The sequence below is a fragment of the Sphingobium sp. 3R8 genome (genome assembly GCF_020166615.1).
Taxonomy (GTDB): domain Bacteria; phylum Pseudomonadota; class Alphaproteobacteria; order Sphingomonadales; family Sphingomonadaceae; genus Sphingobium; species Sphingobium bisphenolicum.
In genome coordinates this window covers 91,355-109,458 of record NZ_JAIQXR010000004.1, presented here as the reverse complement: position 1 = coordinate 109,458, position 18,104 = coordinate 91,355, and the positions used below count along the sequence as shown (strand labels likewise).

Annotated in this window: 15 protein-coding genes; 10 read left to right on the top strand and 5 right to left on the bottom strand. The window is 66.8% G+C overall.

From position 1 onward, the window contains the following. Positions 1–86: 86 nt before the first annotated feature. A complete protein-coding gene (locus K9B33_RS05305) occupies positions 87–1,247 on the bottom strand; it encodes a pyridoxal phosphate-dependent aminotransferase (protein ID WP_224547212.1) in 1,161 nt (386 codons plus the stop codon). Positions 1,248–1,408: 161 nt separating this feature from the next. Between K9B33_RS05305 and ptsP the strand changes: the two genes are divergently transcribed. From ptsP to K9B33_RS05255, 10 genes are all read left to right on the top strand, one after another. Further along, positions 1,409–3,682: a phosphoenolpyruvate--protein phosphotransferase gene (gene ptsP / locus K9B33_RS05300; RefSeq protein ID WP_224547211.1), complete on the top strand. Its 2,274-nt coding sequence runs from the start codon at positions 1,409–1,411 to the stop codon at positions 3,680–3,682. 73 nt (positions 3,683–3,755) lie between these two features. Continuing rightward, complete coding sequence (locus tag K9B33_RS05295) at positions 3,756–4,694, top strand: helix-turn-helix domain-containing protein (protein WP_224547209.1); 939 nt, start codon at positions 3,756–3,758, stop codon at positions 4,692–4,694. Between the two features lie 90 nt (positions 4,695–4,784). After that, positions 4,785–5,729 carry a hypothetical protein gene (locus tag K9B33_RS05290; protein WP_224547208.1) on the top strand — a complete coding sequence of 315 codons (945 nt, stop codon included), beginning with the start codon at positions 4,785–4,787 and terminating at the stop codon, positions 5,727–5,729. Next, entirely contained in the window at positions 5,720–6,685 is a 966-nt protein-coding gene (gene tilS / locus K9B33_RS05285; RefSeq protein WP_224547207.1) for a tRNA lysidine(34) synthetase TilS, read from the top strand. Before K9B33_RS05290 ends, tilS begins: the two co-directional genes overlap by 10 nt. 127 nt (positions 6,686–6,812) lie before the next feature. Continuing rightward, positions 6,813–7,004, top strand: coding sequence for a hypothetical protein (locus K9B33_RS05280; RefSeq protein WP_224547206.1), 192 nt, complete (start codon positions 6,813–6,815; stop codon positions 7,002–7,004). 99 nt (positions 7,005–7,103) lie between these two features. Then, the gene (gene ftsH / locus K9B33_RS05275; RefSeq protein ID WP_224547417.1) at positions 7,104–9,053 is read left to right on the top strand and encodes an ATP-dependent zinc metalloprotease FtsH; all 1,950 of its coding nucleotides are present in this window, start codon (positions 7,104–7,106) and stop codon (positions 9,051–9,053) included. 320 nt (positions 9,054–9,373) lie between these two features. After that, positions 9,374–10,831, top strand: coding sequence for an IMP dehydrogenase (gene guaB, locus K9B33_RS05270; protein WP_224547205.1), 1,458 nt, complete (start codon positions 9,374–9,376; stop codon positions 10,829–10,831). A 149-nt stretch (positions 10,832–10,980) separates the two neighbouring features. After that, positions 10,981–12,156, top strand: a complete 1,176-nt coding sequence (locus K9B33_RS05265; protein WP_224547204.1) for an RsmB/NOP family class I SAM-dependent RNA methyltransferase — start codon at positions 10,981–10,983, stop codon at positions 12,154–12,156. 92 nt (positions 12,157–12,248) lie between these two features. Further along, positions 12,249–12,767: a tetratricopeptide repeat protein gene (locus K9B33_RS05260; RefSeq protein WP_224547203.1), complete on the top strand. Its 519-nt coding sequence runs from the start codon at positions 12,249–12,251 to the stop codon at positions 12,765–12,767. Positions 12,768–12,866: 99 nt separating this feature from the next. Continuing rightward, positions 12,867–14,018: a cupin domain-containing protein gene (locus K9B33_RS05255; protein WP_224547202.1), complete on the top strand. Its 1,152-nt coding sequence runs from the start codon at positions 12,867–12,869 to the stop codon at positions 14,016–14,018. A 185-nt stretch (positions 14,019–14,203) separates the two neighbouring features. On the opposite strand, the gene K9B33_RS05245 is transcribed toward K9B33_RS05255, so the two are convergent. From K9B33_RS05245 to K9B33_RS05230, 4 genes are all read right to left on the bottom strand, one after another. Beyond that, entirely contained in the window at positions 14,204–14,755 is a 552-nt protein-coding gene (locus tag K9B33_RS05245) for a pseudouridine synthase (RefSeq protein ID WP_224547201.1), read from the bottom strand. A gap of 111 nt (positions 14,756–14,866) precedes the next feature. Next, positions 14,867–15,703 (bottom strand): 16S rRNA (adenine(1518)-N(6)/adenine(1519)-N(6))-dimethyltransferase RsmA, encoded by an 837-nt coding sequence (gene rsmA, locus K9B33_RS05240; RefSeq protein ID WP_224547200.1) that lies wholly within the window; start codon positions 15,701–15,703, stop codon positions 14,867–14,869. After that, positions 15,696–16,718 (bottom strand): 4-hydroxythreonine-4-phosphate dehydrogenase PdxA, encoded by a 1,023-nt coding sequence (gene pdxA / locus K9B33_RS05235; protein ID WP_224547198.1) that lies wholly within the window; start codon positions 16,716–16,718, stop codon positions 15,696–15,698. The genes rsmA and pdxA overlap by 8 nt, the downstream gene beginning before the upstream one ends. After that, entirely contained in the window at positions 16,696–18,096 is a 1,401-nt protein-coding gene (locus K9B33_RS05230; protein ID WP_224547196.1) for a peptidylprolyl isomerase, read from the bottom strand. Before K9B33_RS05230 ends, pdxA begins: the two co-directional genes overlap by 23 nt. Positions 18,097–18,104 lie beyond the last annotated feature (8 nt).

Here is an 18,104-nt window from a genome sequence, read left to right as displayed (position 1 = left end):
TGGGGGGAAACGAAAGGGCGGCGCATTTCCACAATGCGCCGCCCTGAGATTTCGTAATTTTTATGCGTTTTTCGGGTCTGCTGCGACTATGCCTTCCAGACCTTGTCGACCGCGGCGTTGAACGCTTCCATTTCCTCCATCGAGCCGACCGACACGCGCGACACGGTGGGCCAGATCGGCCAGTTGCGACCAATCTGCACATTGGCGGCGAGCAGGGCGGCCTGCATCTCCTTGGCGGTCTTCTTGCCCCAGTCGATCATGAACATGTTCGCCTGGCTGCCGGGGATGACCTTGATCCCCTTGGCCTTCAAATGGCTGACCGACTTTTCGCGGGCGGCGACCATTTCGGCGCGGCGAGCCTTGATGAGGGCGGCCTCACCGACCGAGGCGGTACCGCAGGCGACGGCGGTCATCGGCAACATGCCGGTCACCTGGCCGCCATCATAGCGCATCATCTTTTCCATCAGCGCGGGGCTGGCGAAGGTGAGGCCGAGGCGCATCCCCGCCATGCCGAACAGCTTCGAGAAGGTCCGCAGGATCAGCACGTCGTCGCGCGTGGCGGCGAGCTTGGCGGCATTGGGGCCATCGACCCAGTGGATATAGGCTTCGTCGACGACGAGGATCGCATCCTTGGGCTTGTTGTTCGCCAGCCATTCGATGTCGGCGATCGGCGTGATGGTGCCGGTCGGGTTGTTAGGCGAGCAGATATAATAGACGCCCGCATTGGGATCGGCCGCCAGCATTGCCTTCACGTCATGGGCGTAATCCTTGGTCAGCGGCACTTTCGTCACCTTGGCGCCGAGCCAGTCGCCGGTGCGCCAGATCGCTTCATAGGTGGGGTCGGCGGTGACGATGCCGCGCGTGGGCGAGGCATAGGCGACGGCGACGCGGCTCAGCGGGTCGGACGAGCCGGGCCAGGCGGTGACGCGGTCGGCGGGAATGCCCTCCACCGCGGCGACGGCGTCGAACAATTTCTGATGTTCATTGTCCGGCTCGTAGCGATTGCCTTCCTGCACCAGCTTGAAGGCGGCCTGCGCGGCCACCGGGAAAGGGCCGGTCCAGCATTCATTGGCGCCGATGCGCACGGCTCCGGCCACCGCCTTGGCCGCCTGCTGCGCGCCCGCGCCGGTCACGCGGATCGCGGCGGCCCCCGCGCCGAGCAGGGCGGCGACCTTCGCCAACTGGCGGCGCGAATAGCCGCGATCGATCAGATCCTGTTCCATTGCCGGTTCGAGTTGCGTCGCCATGATCCCTGTTCCTCCCTGCACGCCCGTAACGGGCTTCCAGCTTGCTGGACGATTGTACAGAATGTTTCCGCCATGCAAATAAGGTCTGCTCAACAATATTGGCGCGGCGATCATAGGAAACGCCTTGGAAAGCGGGGCTTCAATCTGTTAGCGCTGCTATCATGCCCAGCACACCCGCCGCCGCCGCCCGACAGATTCTCGTCCGCCTGCAGGAGGTGATGGCTGCGCGCAACAGCGCGCAGACCAAGCTGAACAAGGTCGTGGAGATTATCGGCGAGTCGCTGTCGAGCGAGGTCTGCTCCATCTATCTGGTGCGCGAGGGCGTGCTGGAGCTGTTCGCGACCCGCGGCCTGAAGCAGGAGGCGGTCCATGTCACCCGCATGGCGATGGGCGAGGGCCTGGTCGGCCTGATCGCCACCAATGTCGAGACGCTGAACCTGGACGAGGCGGCGTCGCATCCCGATTTCTCCTATCGTCCCGAAACCGGCGAAGAACTGTTCCATAGTTTCGCAGGCGTGCCGATCGTACGGCGCGAGCGCGCGATCGGCGTCCTGTGCGTGCAACATGCCGATCCGCGCAAATATGAAGAGGTGGAGATCGAGGCGCTCCAGACCGTGGCCATGGTGATGTCGGAGCTGATCGCGAACGCCGAACTGGCCGATGACGGCCCGGCCGACCAGCGGGTGACAGACACCGGCACGACCATGTTGCACGGGTTGCAACTGGTGATGGGCATGGCGCGCGGCCATGTCGTCTTTCACCAGCCGCGCGTCCATATCGAACATACCGTCGCGGAGGATACCGAGGCGGAGCGGCAGCGCGTGATTTCCGCCTTCACCAAGATGCGCGAGCAGATCGACCGGATGACCGGCGCGGCCGAGTTCGGCATGGAGGGCGAGCATCAGGAGGTGCTCGAAACCTACAAGATGTTCGCCTATGACGAGGGCTGGACGCGGCGCATCAACGAGGCGATCGACAGCGGCCTGACCGCCGAGGCGGCGATCGAGCGGGTGCAGCAGCGCACCCGGATGCGGATGCGGCAGATCGACGATCCGCTGCTGTCCGACCGGATGCACGATCTGGAGGATCTGGCCAACCGCCTGCTGCGGATCGTTTCGGGGCAGTTGGGTACGGCGGCGCAGATGGGGCTGCGGCAGGACGCGATCCTGATCGCGCGCAATCTGGGGCCGGCGGAGCTGCTGGAATATGACCGCCGGCGGCTGAAGGGCGTGATCCTGGAGGAAGGGTCGCTGACCGCGCATGTCACCATCGTCGCGCGCGCCATGGGCGTGCCGGTGCTGGGCCGGGTGCGCGACATCCGCCATCTGGTGAATGAAGGCGACCTGATCCTGATGGACGTCGGGGCCAACACGCTGCTGATTCGCCCGACCGCCGACATGGAGGAGGCGTTCGAAAGCAAGCTGCACGTCACGCAGAAGCGCCGCGCCGAGTTCGTCGCCATGCGCGACCTGCCGTCGGTGACGGCGGACGGGCAGCGGGTCGAGCTGATGGTCAATGCCGGGTTGCGCGAGGATGCGCAGGCGCTGGACATGGTGGGCGCGGACGGGATCGGCCTGTTCCGCACCGAATTCCAGTTCCTGGTGTCGGCCACGCTACCGCAGCGCGAGAAGCAGCAGCGGCTCTACAAGGACGTGCTGGACGCGGCGGGAGACAGGCCCGTCATCTTCCGCACCGTCGATATCGGCGGGGACAAGGCGCTGCCCTATATGCAGCGCGACGATGACGAGCATGAGGATAATCCGGCGATGGGCTGGCGCGCGCTGCGGCTGGCGCTGGATCGAGACGCCCTGATGAAGGCGCAGGCGCGCGCGTTGCTGGAGGCGAGTGCGGGCAAGGTGCTGCACGTCATGTTCCCGATGGTGTCGGAACCATGGGAATATGAAGAGGCGCGCGCGCTGGTCGAGCATCAGCGTGAATGGCTGCAGGGGCAGAAGAAGAAGCTGCCGATCGCGGTGCGCTATGGCGCGATGCTGGAGGTGCCGGCGCTGGCCGAGGTGCTGGATATCCTGCTGCCCAAGCTGGATTTCCTGTCGATCGGCACCAACGACCTGACCCAGTTCCTGTTCGCGGCCGACCGGGCGCACCCCAAGCTGGCCGAGCGCTACGACTGGCTGAGCATCGCGATCCTGCGCTTCCTGGACCGGGTGGTGCGGACATGCCACGACTATCAGGTGCCGGTCGGCGTGTGCGGCGAAATGGGCGGGCGCACGCTGGAGGCGCTGGCGCTGATCGGGCTGGGGGTGCGACGGCTGTCGATCACCCCTGCGTCGGTCGGGCCGGTGAAGGCGATGATCCGCGCGATCGATGCGGAGGAATTGCGCGTGCTGATGCGCGAGTTGCTGGACGCCGGGGTCATCGACATTCGCGGGCGACTGACGCAATGGGCGGTCGAACGGAACATCGAACTGAACTGAATGGGCGGACGCGGCGTTGACAACGCCCGTCCCGCAATGAGACAAGGCCGGCCATCACAGGTCGCGGAGCAGCATGGTAGACGAACCAGAACTCGAAACCGGGGCGGAAAGCGCACCGGAAGCGCAGCCTTCGACCCCCGGCGCCAAGCTACGTGCTGCGCGGGAGGCGCAGGGTCTTTCGATCCAGGACGTCGCGACCCGCACGCGCATCGCCCAGCGCCAGCTTGAAGCGGTCGAGCGCGACGATTATGCGGCCCTGCCGGGCATCCCCTATGCCGTCGGTTTCGCTCGCGCCTATGCTCGCGCGGTCGATCTGGACGAGGTGGCGATCGCGGCCGAGGTGCGCCATGGCGTGCATAATAGCGACATGGGCGCGCGGTACGAGGCGTTCGAGCCGGTCGATCCCGCACGGGTTCCGCCGCGGCGGCTGGCATGGGTGGTGCTGGCGATCGTGATCGTGCTGATCGCGGGCTATACCATCTGGCGGACCCAGTTGATGACGCCGCCGACCGGCGAGGAAATCGCGCAGGAGCAGGCCCAGCCCGCGGCTGAACGTACCCCCGGCGTCGCGCCGGTCGCGCCCGCCGCCCAGCCGGTGGTGTTCACCGCCGTCGACGACGTGTGGCTGCGCATCTATGACGAGGCGGGCGAGCGGTTGAAGGACGGCTTGCTCAAGAAGGGCGAGAGCTTCACGCTGCCGCCGGCCGCCAAGGGACCGATGATCCTGACCGGACGCCCCCAGGCGCTGAGCGTGACCGTAGGGGGCAAGCCGATCGCGCCGCTCGGCGCGGCCGATCGCACCATCGCGGACGTGCCGGTCAGCGCCGAAGCGCTGCTGGCGCGCGGCGCTGCGCCCGTGGCCGGCCCGGCCGTGGCGCCGGCCCGTCCGGCGCCACGCCGGACAGGCGCGGGGCAGGGCGGAACCGGGCGGAGCGAGGCGAGCAGCCCAGCCGTTCCGACGCCCGCGCCGGTTGCACCCGTCGGCGACGGGACCGCTGCACCGCAACCCTGACGGGGGTGGTCGGGCGGACAGGCGACGTCGCGCTTTACCGCGCGAAATATCGCCTTATGGTTAAGCTAGGAATATCAGTCGGGGATCATCATGCGTAACGCCCTTCTTGCGACAACGGCGGCTTTGCTGGCCGTTGCCATGCCTGTCATGGTCCAGCCCGCCGCTGCGCAGAACGCGCCGGTGGAGGTGCGGGTCGACCGGCTGGAAAAGGAAATGCGCGCGGTGCAGCGCAAGGTGTTTCCGGCCGGTACCCCGATCGAGGCGGAGATCAGCCGCCCGGCCACGCCCACGATCGCGCCCGGATCGCCCGCGTCCACCCCGATCGCCGACCTGACCGCGCGGGTCGGCGCGCTGGAATCGCAGCTCGCCTCTATCACGGGCCAGGTGGAGGAGAATAGCTACAAGCTCCGCCAGCTGGAGGAGGCGTTCAACAAATATAAGGCGGAGAATGACGCGCGCATGGCCGAGCCGGCGCCCGTCGCCGTGTCCACGCCCCGGCCGTCCGCGTCCGTACCGGCAGAGGCCGCGCCGATCGCGGCCCAGCCACGGCCCGCCGCCGCCAAGCCGGCCCCTGCTGTTGCGCCGCCGGTCGCGAGCGACGCACGCAAGGCCGCCGTCGCGGCGGTGGAGCGGCCCGACACCGGCGATGCCGCCAGCGACGCCTATAATTATGGCTATCGTCTGTGGGACGCCAAATTCTATCCCGAGGCGCAGGGCCAGCTAAAGGCGACGGTCGAGAAATATGGCGCCAGCCCGGTCGCCAGCAAGGCGCAGAACCTGCTTGGCCGCGCCTATCTGGACGATGGCAAGCCGGCGCTCGCGTCGGTCGCCTTCTATGAAAATTACCAGAAGCGCCCGCGCGGCGACCGTGCGGCGGACAGCCTCGCCTATCTGGGCGATGCGCTGATCCAGCTCAAGAAGCCGGCCGATGCGTGCAAGGTCTATCAGGAGCTGGAGCAGGTCTATGGCGGCAGCCTCTCTTCCACCCTGCGCGGCATGATGACTGCAGGCCGCGCCAAGGCGAAGTGCAGCTAAGCAGCGATGCGACCGCGCTGGTAGCGCGGCTGGACGCGGCGACGCGTGCGCTGGTCGGGGACGACCGGGCGGCGCGTTTCGGCGTGGCGGTGTCGGGCGGGCCGGACAGCATGGCTTTGCTGTGGCTGGCCGTGCGCGCCTTTCCGGATCGCGTGGCGGCGGTAACGGTCGATCATCAACTGCGCGCAGAATCGGCAGATGAAGCGGCGATGGTCGCGCGCTGGTGCGCGGATCGGGGTATCGCCCATGCGACGTTGACGCCCGACCGGCCGGTGGCGGGCAATGTTCAGGCCTGGGCGCGGGCGCTGCGCTATCGGTTGATCGAGGCATGGCGGGCCGGGCAAGGGATCGACTGGGTCATGACCGCCCATCATGCCGACGACCAACTGGAAACGATGCTGATGCGCCTTAACCGCGGGTCGGGCGTCGGCGGACTGGCCGGGGTGCGCGCGCGATCGGCATCGGGTGCGGGCCGGGTGATCCGCCCGCTGCTGGGGGTGCGCAAGGCGACGTTGCAGGCGCTGGCCGACGGGGAGGGCCTGCCCCATGTCCATGATCCGTCCAATGCCGATCCGCGCTTCGACCGGGCGGCGCTGCGGACGGCGCTGAGCCAGGCGCCCTGGCTGGATGTCGAGGCGGCGGCGCGCAGCGCGGCGGCGCTGGCGGAGGCGGACATGGCGATCGGGTGGAGCGTGGCGGCATTGGCCGCAGAGCATGTGCGCGCCGACGGGGCGGGGTGGCAGCTGGAACGCACCGACCTGCCGCGCGAATATTTGCGGCGGCTCTTGCTGCTCATGCTGGAGCGGGGCGAGGCGCAGCCGCCGCGCGGCGACAGCCTGGATCGCGCCATGGCGGCCGCAATGGCCGGCGGGCAGGCGAGTATGGGCGACTGGCTATTAAAGGGTGGGACGCAATGGACGCTGCATCCTGCGCCGCCGCGGCGCACGCCGCAATAATCGTTACGGAAAGGTTCCACGGATTGTCGCGCAAGCCCCACGCTTCGCCGATTTGATGCGGTGCAATGACCTTTCTTTAACGGCCGCCATGGCTATCCTGCGGCCTTTATAGCGGGGAATCTGGCGCATGGTGGAATTTGCGGCACTGACCTATGGCCTGTTGGCCAGTGTCATTCTTTCGGCGGCGCAGCGTAATCGCAAGCGCGGGCGGCCGCATTCGCCGTTGCTGCTCTATGTCGGCTATCTGTTGTGCGGGCTGTCGGGCGGGGTGGCGCTGGCGCTGGCCTATGTCGCGCTGACGCTGCTGGGCGTCGCCTGAACCCTGGCGCGCGGCGCGTGAAATAGCGGTCGGGACGGGACTGCGTGCGCTTGCGCTTTTGCCGGCGCGCCCTATCTTGGCCGGTGAAAGCGAGTGATGATGAACGACGAGAAAGACCCGCAGGGCAACCCCTGGATCAAGAGCGCCATGATTTGGGCGGGCGTGATCGTCGCCCTGCTGATGTTCGTGTCGCTGTTCGACAGCCGGACCGCGTCCAGCGCGGGGACCGGCATCGCCTATTCGGAATTCCGGTCCAAGGTGCAGGAAGGCCAGGTCAAGGACGTCGCCATCGCACCGGACAAGATCAGCGGTACATTGTCGGGCGGACAGAAGTTCACCACCATTCCCGTCGCCGATCCGGGCCTGACCAGCCTGCTGGACGATAATGGCGTCAAATATTCGGGCCAGGCGCAGGACCAGCCCAGCTTCTGGCAGATCCTCATCTACCAGTCGCTGCCGTTCCTGCTGATCCTGGGCATCGCCTTCTTCGTGCTGCGCCAGATGCAGAAGGGCGGCGGCGCGGGCGGCGCGATGGGCTTTGGCAAGTCCAAGGCCAAACTGCTGACCGAAAAGCATGGCAAGGTGACGTTTGACGACGTCGCCGGCATCGATGAGGCGCGCGAAGAGCTTCAGGAAATCGTCGAGTTCCTGAAAGACCCGACCAAGTTCGCGCGTCTGGGTGGCAAGATTCCCAAGGGCGCGCTGCTGGTCGGTTCGCCCGGCACTGGCAAGACGCTGCTGGCCCGCGCGATCGCGGGGGAGGCGGGTGTGCCCTTCTTCACCATTTCGGGCTCCGACTTTGTCGAGATGTTCGTGGGCGTCGGCGCGAGCCGTGTGCGCGACATGTTCGAACAGGCCAAGAAGAATGCGCCCTGCATCGTCTTCATCGATGAAATCGACGCGGTCGGCCGTCATCGTGGCGCGGGCCTGGGCAATGGCAATGACGAGCGCGAGCAGACGCTGAACCAGTTGCTGGTCGAGATGGACGGCTTCGAAGCCAATGAGGGCATCATCATCGTCGCGGCGACCAACCGCCCCGACGTGCTGGACCCTGCGCTGCTGCGGCCCGGCCGTTTCGATCGGCAGGTCGTGGTGCCTCGTCCCGACATCGACGGGCGCGAGAAGATTCTGGCGGTCCATATGAAGAAGGTTCCGCTGGCGCCCGACGTCGATCCCCGCGTCATTGCGCGCGGCACGCCGGGCTTCTCCGGCGCGGACCTCGCCAATCTCGTCAACGAAGCGGCGCTGACCGCGGCGCGGCGGGGCAAGCGGCTGGTCGCGATGGACGAATTCGAATCCGCCAAGGACAAGGTCATGATGGGTGCGGAGCGCCGTTCCATGGTCATGACCGACGATGAGAAGAAGATGACCGCCTATCATGAGGCCGGCCATGCCATCGTGTCGGTCCACGAAGCCGCGTCCGACCCGATCCACAAGGCGACGATCATCCCGCGCGGCCGCGCGCTGGGCATGGTGATGCGCCTGCCGGAGCGGGACAGCTACAGCTATCATCGCGACAAGATGCACGCGAACATGGCCGTCGCCATGGGCGGACGCGTCGCCGAGGAGATCATCTTCGGTTACGACAAGGTGTCGAGCGGGGCGTCGGGCGACATCCAGTACGCCACCAAGCTGGCGCGCGACATGGTCACCCAATGGGGCATGTCCGACAAGCTGGGGCCGCTGCAATATGAAGAGCAGCAGGGCGAGACCTTCCTGGGCTATTCGCAGAGCCAGCGCGTCCATATGTCCGACGAGACCGCCAAGCTGATCGACGCGGAAATCCGCGGGCTGGTGGAACAGGGCTATGCCCGCGCGCAGGAACTGCTCAAGGGCCATGAGGACCAGTTGCACCTGCTCGCCAACGCGATGCTGGAATATGAGACGCTGAGCGGCGAGGAAATCCGGGCGCTGCTGGAAAAGGGCGAGATCACCCGCGACGACGGCACGACGATCAAGCCGTCGGTGATCCCGGCGGCGGGCTCCTCCATCCCGCGCATCCGCAAGCGCAAGGGCCCGTTCGGCGAGGCGAGTCCTGCAGGGGCGTAAGGGCTGATCGCAGCGATGTTATAATGAGGGCGCAGTCGGTGGTTGCGCCCTTTTTTGTTGGGCGGTTCAGTGTCCGCAGGCGACAAGAAGCCGATTGTTCCTCCTCCCGCCTAGCGGGCGGGGCATAAGACGCCGCCAGTCCACTATCCACCCACAGCTGACATCTTGCGAGGCTCATCACGGTTCGCCCTTTTCCCCGCAATAAAATCCCCCAAGGGGTCTGGCCGTCCGCGCCCATAGTGGTTACATGGGCCGCCACAAATCCCCCGGAAGCGCTGCCTTTTTCGGCGTCGGTTCCGCAGCAGAAAGTGGCTTTTTCCATGGATATCCGCCTCGGTCTCACCTTTGACGACGTGCTGTTGCAGCCCGGCGAATCCGATGTGCTGCCCAGCCAGGCGGACACGTCGACCTATGTCACGCGCGAGATCAAGCTGAACATCCCGATCCTGTCGTCGGCGATGGACACGGTGACCGAGGCGGACATGGCGATCGTCATGGCGCAACTGGGCGGCATCGGCGTGCTGCACCGGAACATGACCGTCGAGGAACAGGCCGACGCGGTGCGTGCGGTCAAGCGGTTCGAAAGCGGCATGGTCGTCAACCCGATCACCATCCTGCCGACCGCGACCTTGGCCGATGCGCAGATGCTGATGCAACGGCACAGGATCAGCGGCATTCCGGTCGTAGAACAGAGCGGCAAGCTGGTCGGCATCCTGACGCATCGCGACACGCGCTTCGCGGAAAATCCCAAGCAGCCGGTCAGCGAACTGATGACCAAGGATAATTTGGCCACGGTAAAGGTCGGCGTGGGGCAGGAAGAGGCGCAGCGCCTGTTGCACCAGCGCCGGATCGAAAAGCTGCTGGTGGTGGACGAGGGCTATCATTGCGTCGGCCTCATCACCGTCAAGGATATCGAGAAGGCGGTCACCTATCCGCAGGCGACCAAGGACGGCACTGGCCGCCTGCGCGTCGCCGCCGCGACGACGGTGGGCGACAAGGGGCTGGAGCGCAGCCGTGCGCTGATCGACGCGGAATGCGACCTGATCGTCATCGACACCGCCCATGGCCATAGCAAGCAGGTGTCCGCTGCCGTCGAAGCGGTAAAAAAGCTGTCCAACCATGTGCAGGTGGTCGCGGGTAACGTCGCCACCGCCGAAGCGACCAAGGCGCTGATCGGCGCGGGCGCGGATTGCGTGAAGGTCGGCATCGGGCCGGGATCGATTTGCACCACGCGCGTGGTCGCGGGCGTGGGCGTGCCGCAACTGACGGCCGTGATGGATTCGGCCGAGGAAGCCGCCAAGCAGGGCGTGCCGGTGATCGCCGATGGCGGGCTGCGCACGTCGGGCGATCTGGCCAAGGCGCTGGCGGCGGGCGCGGGGTGCGTCATGGTCGGGTCGCTGCTGGCGGGCACCGCCGAGGCGCCGGGCGAAACGTTCCTCTATCAGGGCCGCGCCTACAAGAGCTATCGCGGCATGGGCAGCGTCGGCGCGATGGCGCGCGGGTCCGCTGATCGTTATTTCCAGGCGGATATCAAGGACCAGATGAAACTGGTGCCCGAAGGCATTGAGGGCCAGGTGCCGTTCAAGGGCCCGGCCAAGGATGTCATCCACCAGCTGGTCGGCGGCGTGAAGGCGGCGATGGGCTATACCGGCAGCGCCACGATCAAGGATTTGCAGGAACGCGCGCGTTTCGTGCAGATCACCAATGCGGGCCTGTCGGAAAGCCATGTCCATGACGTGACGATTACGCGGGAAGCGCCCAATTATCCGACGCGGTAGGTACTTTCTTAATCCCCCTCCCTTTTAAGGGAGGGGCTAGGGGTGGGTGGCGAGCGTAGCGAGCTTCAACCGCCTCAAGGTTGCAAGCGCCGCTTGCGCGGCGCACCCACCCACGTCCCCTCCCTTGAAAGGGAGGGGGGAAGAATGGCATGACCCCCTCCGCCAGAATTCAGGCCGCGATTGATCTGCTCGACGCCATCATCGCATCCGCGCGCGATGGCGGGCCGGCGGCCGATACGCTGATCGCGCGCTATTTCAAGGAACGGCGCTATGCCGGGTCGCGGGATCGGCGGGCGGTGCGCGACCATGTCTATGATGCCATCCGCCGGGCGGCCGAGCGGCCGGAGACGGGACGCGAGGCGATGATCGGGCTGGCGCTGGAGCGGCCGGAGGTCGCTGCGCTGTTCGACGGATCGACCCATGCGCCGCTGCCGATAGAGCCGGGCGAGATGGGCGCGGAAGCCGGTGCGGTGCCGCGCTGGCTGCAACCGTTGCTGGCGGACAAGGTGGAACAGGACGCGCTGCTAGGCCGTGCGCCGGTGGATGTGCGCGTGAACCGGCTGAAAGCGACGCCGCCGGATGTCGCGCCTTTGCTGCCCGACGCGACGCCGATCGCTGGCCTGCCCGACGGACTGCGCCTGCCCGAAGGCTTTCCGGTCGAGCAGCAGGCGGCATGGAAGGATGGGCTGGTCGAGGTGCAGGACGCCGGCAGTCAGTGGATCGCGGCAGCGTGTGCCGTGCAACCGGGCATGACGGTGATCGATCTATGTGCGGGGGCCGGCGGCAAGACGCTGGCGCTGGCGGCAGCGATGGGCGGGCGGGGTAATTTGATCGCCGCCGATACGATCCGGTCACGGCTGGCGCGGCTGGAACCGCGCGCGGCGCGGGCGGGGGCGACCTTCATCGAGACGCTGCTGCTGGACCAGAGCCATGAGGCGCGCGGGCTGGAGAGCCTGAACGGACAGGTGGACGTCGTACTGGTCGATGCGCCCTGTTCGGGTACCGGCACCTGGCGGCGCAACCCGGAGGCGCGCTGGCGGCTGACGCAGCCACGGCTGGACCGGCTGGTCGCGGAACAGGCCCGCATCCTCGATTTCGCAGCGTCGTTGCTGGCGCCGGGCGGGGCGCTGGTCTATGCCACCTGCGCACTGACCGAGCGGGAAGGGCGCGGCCAGGTCGATGCCTTTCTGGCGCGCCATGCCGGATGGACGGCGGAACCGATCGCCCTGCCCGTCGGCCGGGCGCATGGCGCCGGGTTGCTGCTGACGCCGGGGCATGACGGCAGCGACGGCTTCTTCTTTGCGCGGCTGCGCCGGGAGGCGTGAAACAGGCCATGGACAAGCGCCCGCAAAATCGCGACACTTGGGGCGTGGGCTATGGGCCGAAATCAACGCCTGAAACATGGCTGGAGACATTAATGCGTTTTACCCCCGCCTCGATCGCGCTCGCCGTCGTCCTGACCACCGTGTCGAGCGTCGGGCTGAGCCAGAAGCCGGACAGCCAGATCAGCCCGCAGTCGATCGAATGGCAGAAGGCGGGCGAGGCCGCGCACAAGGCCGGCAATCTGGAAGGCGCGACCGATGCGCTGGAAAGCGCGCTGGCGATCGATCCGCGCAACCGCGCCGCCTTCATCGAACTGGCGGAGGTCGCGCGCGCGCAGGGGCTGCAGGGCAAGGCGATCCGCCTCTACAAGGAAGCGCTGCTGCTCGATCCCACCGACGTCGCCGCACTGGCCGGGCAGGGCGAAGCGATGGTGGAAAAAGGGGCGATCGCCAAGGCGAAGGATGTGCTCGCGCAGGCGCAGGCCCTGTGCAAGGGCGACTGCGCGCCGGTCGGCAAGCTGGCCGCGGCGATCCAGAAAGGGCCGCCCGCCGTCGCGATGACGACCAAGGAAGCGGTGACCGTGCCCAAGGAAGCGCCGACCGAAACGCCGTGAATATGATAGCTATTCGCCGCGTGCTTTGACTTCGTCGGCATCGCACGGCAAGGCCGGTGGGCGGGCGCATGAGGCGGATCGCTGAAAAGCGGGCAGCCCATGCACTTCACAGATTTCGACGCCGACCTGTTCCTGCGCGACTATTGGCAGAAGCAGCCGCTGCTGATCCGCAATCCGTGGGCGGGATGGGCCAATCCGCTCGATCCGGACGAGCTGGCGGGTTTGGCCTGCGAGGAAGGCGTCGAGTCGCGGCTGATCGGCCAGGGCGACGGGCGCTGGATGGTCGAACATGGGCCGCTGCCCGAAGACCGGTTCGGCGCGATGGGCCGCAGCCCCTGGACGTTGCTGGTGCAGGCGGTGGACATGCATGTGCCGGCAGTCGCCGCGCTGGTGGCGCCGTTCCGCTTCATCCCCAACTGGCGGATCGACGACGTGATGGTCAGCTACGCCACCGATGGCGGCGGCGTGGGCGCGCATTACGACCAATATGACGTGTTCCTGATCCAGGGGCTGGGCCGGCGGCGCTGGCAGGTGGGCGGGCGGTGCGACGCCGATACGCCGCTGATGCTGCATGAGGATCTGCGCCTGCTGGCCGATTTCCAGCCCGAAGCCGAATGGGTGCTGGAGCCGGGCGATATCCTCTATGTGCCGCCGGGCGTCGCGCATAATGGCGTGGCCGTGGGCGACGATTGCATGACCTATTCGGTCGGCTTCCGCGCGCCGTCGCGCAGCGAGCTGGTCGAGCAATTTTGCGCCCATGTCGTCGGCGGCATGGAGGATGACGACCGCTATGCTGACCCGGACCTGACGATGCAGAGCAATCCGGGCGAGATCGGCGCGGCGGCGCTGGCGCGGTTGCAGGCGATGGTGGCGGAGGCTTTGAACGACCGCGCCGCCTTTGCGCGGTGGTTCGGGGAGTATAATAGCGAGCGTAAATATCCCGAACTGGACTTCCGGCCCGACGAGCCGATCGCGGTCGAGGATGTGCGCGAACTGGTGGAGGAGGGCGTCGCGCTGTGCCGCAATCCGGCGAGCCGCTTCGCCTTCGTGGCGCAGGAGGAGGGTTCGATGACACTGTTCGTGGATGGCGAGAGCCATGATTGCAGCGGCGATGTTGCGGCGCTGGCCCGGCAGATTTGCGCGACGGACAGCGTCGTGATCGATCCGGGGCTGATCGGGTCCGACGCAGCGATGGAACTGGTGGTGACGCTCTACAATGAGGGCAGCGTCAGCTTCCTGCCCGAGGACTGAGCGATCCGTACGCGCCTGAGCATCTGTGCGCGCAAGAGGCGGTTCGGCTCGCAGGAGGCGGCCCTGGCGGCGGCGTTGGAGGGGAGCGTGCCGCTGCGTTTCTATCGCTGCGACCGGTGCGGCCAATATCATCTGACCAGCCGGACCAAGGGCAAGCGGGTGTTGCTAACCCCCGGTGAGGACGATCAGCCGACCTGAACCTCGCGCCATTCGCCCGGTTGCAAGCCATCGAGCGTCCAGTCACCGACGCGCCAGCGGACGAGGCGCAGAGTGGGATGGCCGACCGCCGCGGTCATGCGGCGGACCTGGCGGTTGCGGCCTTCGCGGATGGTAAGGCTGATCCAGCAGTCGGGAATGGCCTTGCGCACCCGGATCGGCGGATTGCGGGACCATAGGCCCGGATCGTCGATCCGTTCGACATCGGCCGGACGGGTGAGGCCGTCCTTGAGGTCCACGCCGCGGCGAAGCGTGGCCAGCGCGGCATCTGTGACGTCGCCCTCGACCTGCGCCAGATAGGTTTTCGCGGTCTTATATTTGGGGTCGGCGATGCGCGATTGCAGCCGGCCGTCATCGGTCAGCAGCAAAAGCCCCTCGCTATCGCGGTCCAGCCGACCGGCGGGGTAGACGCCCGGCACGGCGATGCAATCGGACAGGGTTGCGCGCGCCGTATCTGTGCCGCGATCCGTGAACTGGGACAGCATGTCATAGGGCTTGTTGAACAGGATGAGGCGGGACATCGGGTTTCCAGACCAGAAGATAGCCGTTCGTTTCGAGCATAGTCGAGAAACGCTGGCACGGCGCTATCGGCTTCTCGACTATGTTCGAAGCGAACGAATGAGGGCTATTATTTAACGGCTCAATATCCGGGCGATTGCCACGAATTCCTCTACGCCAACGGTTTCGGCGCGACGTTGCGGATCGATGCCGAGGCTGCCCAGCGCTTCGAGCGCACCGGGCAGACCTTTCAGGCTCTGGCGCAGCATCTTGCGGCGCTGGCCGAAGGCGGCGGCGGTGAGGCGTTCGAGATATTTGAGCTGCACCCCTTCGGGCGCCGGCTTGGGGGTGATGTGGACCACCGCCGACATCACCTTGGGCGGGGGGGTGAAGGCGCTGCGATGCACTTTCATCGCGATCTTCGCGTCGCTGCGCCACTGGGACAGGACGGCAAGGCGGCCATAATGATCGGAGCCGGTCTTGGCGACGATGCGCTCGGCGACTTCCATCTGGAACATCAGCGTCAGGCTGGACCACCAGGGCAGTGGCGCCCATTGCGCCGACAGCCAGCCGACGAGCAAAGGCGTGCCGACATTATAGGGGAGATTGGCGATGATATGGGCGCCGTCACCCGCCTCGGCATGGGCGTCGGTCGCCATCGCGTCGCCGGAAATGACGCGGAGCTGGCCGGGAAAGGCCTCCTCCAGTTCGGCGAGCGCGGGCAGGCAGCGTCGGTCGCGCTCGACCGCGACCAGTTTTGCCCCCGCGCGCAGGATGGCGCGGGTGAGGCCGCCGGGACCGGGGCCGACTTCGAACGCGGGCGCGTCCCGGAGCGGGCCGGGGATGGCGGCGATCCGGTCGAGCAGTTGCTCGTCGAGCAGGAAATTCTGGCCCAGCGCCTTGCTGGCGGCGAGGCCATGGCGCGCGATCACGTCACGAAGAGGCGGCAATGCGGGGCGCGTGTCAGCCATGGGCGAGGCGGGCGCGGGCGGCTTCGGCCGCCATCTTGAGCGCGGCCATCATCGCGCCGGGATTGGCGCTGTCGGTGCCGGCGATGCCGAAGGCGGTGCCATGGTCGGGCGATGTGCGCACGATCGGCAGGCCCAGCGTGATGTTGACGCCTTCGTCGAAATAGAGCGTCTTGATCGGGATCAGCGCCTGGTCGTGATACATGCAGAGCGCGGCGTCATAGGCTTCGCGGGCGCGGGCGTGGAACATGCCATCGGCGGCGAGCGGGCCGACGATGTCTAGGCCGTCTTCGCGGAGCAGTTCGATCGCGGGACGGATCACGTCGATCTCTTCCCGGCCCAGCGCGCCATTTTCGCCGGCATGGGGGTTGAGCCCCGCCACGGCGAGGCGCGGGCGAGCGATGCCGAAATTGCGCTGCAATCCCTTGGCCGTGGTCAGCGCGCGGGCGCGGATCAGGTCGATGGTCAGCACCGACGGCACATCGGCCAGCGGAATATGGATGGTAATCGGCACGACCTTCAATGACGGCCCGGCCAGCATCATCACCGCGTTGTGGGGGGACACGCCGCAGCGTTCGGCGACGAATTCGGTCTGGCCCGGATGGGTGAAGCCGACGCCGTAGAGCTGTTCCTTGCCCACCGGCGCGGTCACGATTCCGGCGGCCGATCCCTGTCTGGCCAGCCCGACCGCCACTTCGAGCGCCTGGAAGGCGGTGCGGGCGCCGTCGATGCTGGGGCTGCCCGGCACGATTTCGCCCGCGTCGGCGACCTGAAGGCAGGGCAAGGCCGTGCCGAACGCGCCGGCAGCCTCTTCAGGCGCGCCGATGATCGCGATCGGTCCCAGCCATACTGCGCGGAGCGACGCGGCGTCGCCCACCGCGAAGAAGGGCGGCAGGCCGCGCGCTTCGCGCATCACCCAGCTTTTCGCGACGATCTCCGGCCCGATCCCGGCGGGATCGCCGAGCGACACCGCAAAGGGTGCGAGAGGCGCGGCGTCAATTATATTCGATGACCGCATCGCGACGAAGGTCACGCAGATAGATGCGCGCGCGCTTGTTGACCCGTTCTTCCTCAAGCTGGGCCTGGATCTGTTCGGCATTGGGGGTATTGGCCGACGCCGGATCGTCGCGGCCGCAGACCACCAGCACGCGGACGCCGTCGGTGATCGAACCGAAGGGCGGGGTCGATTCGCCCACTTGCAGGTTCATGAGGATGTCCTGCAACTGCGGCGGCAGGTCGCGCACCTTCACATTATCGTTATCGACGACGTCGGCGCCGATCTTTCCGCCGATCTCATTGGCTTGGCCGCAGCCCTTGATCTCCTTGACGGCGGCGGCGAATGTGGCGGCTTTGGCGCTGGCCTGATCCTTCGTCGTACCCTGGGGGAAGAGCACGGAGAGCTGTTTCAGGCTGAGCAGCGAATCGCGCGGATCGGCGGTCAGCACCTTGCGCTTGTCCATGACATAAACGAGCGACAGGCCGCCCGCGACGTCGATCGGGCCGGCGATCTGGCCGACCTGCATCTCCGCTGCGGCCTGCGCCAGTTCGGGCGGCAACTGGGCGGGGCGAACCCAGCCCAGATCGCCGCCGACCGCCGCGGTCGACGCTTCGGAAAATTGCCGGGCATAGGCCGGGAAGCTGCCGCCCTTTTGTATCTGTTCGATGATGTTGCGCGCGTTGGCGACGATCTGGGCGTGATTTTCCGGTGTCGCCGACAGATAGATTTCGCCGATGCGATATTCGTCGCTGCCCTTGGCGGCGTTGAGGCGATCGACCACCGACTTCACTTCGTCTTCCGACACGTTGACGAAGGGCTGGATGTTGCGGCGGAGCAGGCGGCTCCAGGCGAGTTCGCCCTCGATCTGGCGCTTGATGCTGGCCGGGGCGCTGCCTTTTTCGCGCAGATAGCCGTCGAACTGGGTCGGCGACTGGCGGAAATTGGCCGCGACGCGCTCATAGCTCTGCTGCACTTCGGCCGGATCGACCTTGATGTCGTTGGCGGCGGCTTCCTGGATCTGGAGCGTTTCGTCGATCAGGTTGCGCAGCACCTGTACGCGCAGACGCTCCTTTTCCGCCTCTTCCACCTTGCCGCCGTTGGCGGTGATGATGAGGGCGAGGCGCTGGTCGATGTCCGTCCCGGTGATGATCCGGCCGTTGACGATCGCCGTCGCCTTGCGGACATTGGGGTCGCTCTTGCCGAAGAGCGTGACGTCCTTGGGCAGGTTGAGCTGCTGCGTCGCGACGTCGCTGCCGTCATCGACCGTCTGGGCGAGAAGGGGCTGGACGCCGGTGCCGAGCAGCGCCGAAGACAGGAGCAGGGTGCGAAGACCCGAACGGACGCCATGCATCATGCGGTTGGGAAACATGCGGTTGGGCGAGGAAGCGACAGGCAGCATCGTCGGCA

Bases quoted from the DNA above. Each gene is read 5' to 3' on its own strand.
- K9B33_RS05305 (WP_224547212.1), bottom strand. From the start codon at position 1,247: ATGGCGACGCAACTCGAACCGGCAATGGAACAGGATCTGATCGATCGC.
- ptsP (WP_224547211.1), top strand. From the start codon at position 1,409: ATGCCCAGCACACCCGCCGCCGCCGCCCGACAGATTCTCGTCCGCCTG.
- K9B33_RS05295 (WP_224547209.1), top strand. From the start codon at position 3,756: ATGGTAGACGAACCAGAACTCGAAACCGGGGCGGAAAGCGCACCGGAA.
- K9B33_RS05290 (WP_224547208.1), top strand. From the start codon at position 4,785: ATGCGTAACGCCCTTCTTGCGACAACGGCGGCTTTGCTGGCCGTTGCC.
- K9B33_RS05280 (WP_224547206.1), top strand. From the start codon at position 6,813: ATGGTGGAATTTGCGGCACTGACCTATGGCCTGTTGGCCAGTGTCATT.
- ftsH (WP_224547417.1), top strand. From the start codon at position 7,104: ATGAACGACGAGAAAGACCCGCAGGGCAACCCCTGGATCAAGAGCGCC.
- guaB (WP_224547205.1), top strand. From the start codon at position 9,374: ATGGATATCCGCCTCGGTCTCACCTTTGACGACGTGCTGTTGCAGCCC.
- K9B33_RS05265 (WP_224547204.1), top strand. From the start codon at position 10,981: ATGACCCCCTCCGCCAGAATTCAGGCCGCGATTGATCTGCTCGACGCC.
- K9B33_RS05260 (WP_224547203.1), top strand. From the start codon at position 12,249: ATGCGTTTTACCCCCGCCTCGATCGCGCTCGCCGTCGTCCTGACCACC.
- K9B33_RS05255 (WP_224547202.1), top strand. From the start codon at position 12,867: ATGCACTTCACAGATTTCGACGCCGACCTGTTCCTGCGCGACTATTGG.
- K9B33_RS05245 (WP_224547201.1), bottom strand. From the start codon at position 14,755: ATGTCCCGCCTCATCCTGTTCAACAAGCCCTATGACATGCTGTCCCAG.
- rsmA (WP_224547200.1), bottom strand. From the start codon at position 15,703: ATGGCTGACACGCGCCCCGCATTGCCGCCTCTTCGTGACGTGATCGCG.
- pdxA (WP_224547198.1), bottom strand. From the start codon at position 16,718: ATGCGGTCATCGAATATAATTGACGCCGCGCCTCTCGCACCCTTTGCG.
- K9B33_RS05230 (WP_224547196.1), bottom strand. From the start codon at position 18,096: ATGCTGCCTGTCGCTTCCTCGCCCAACCGCATGTTTCCCAACCGCATG.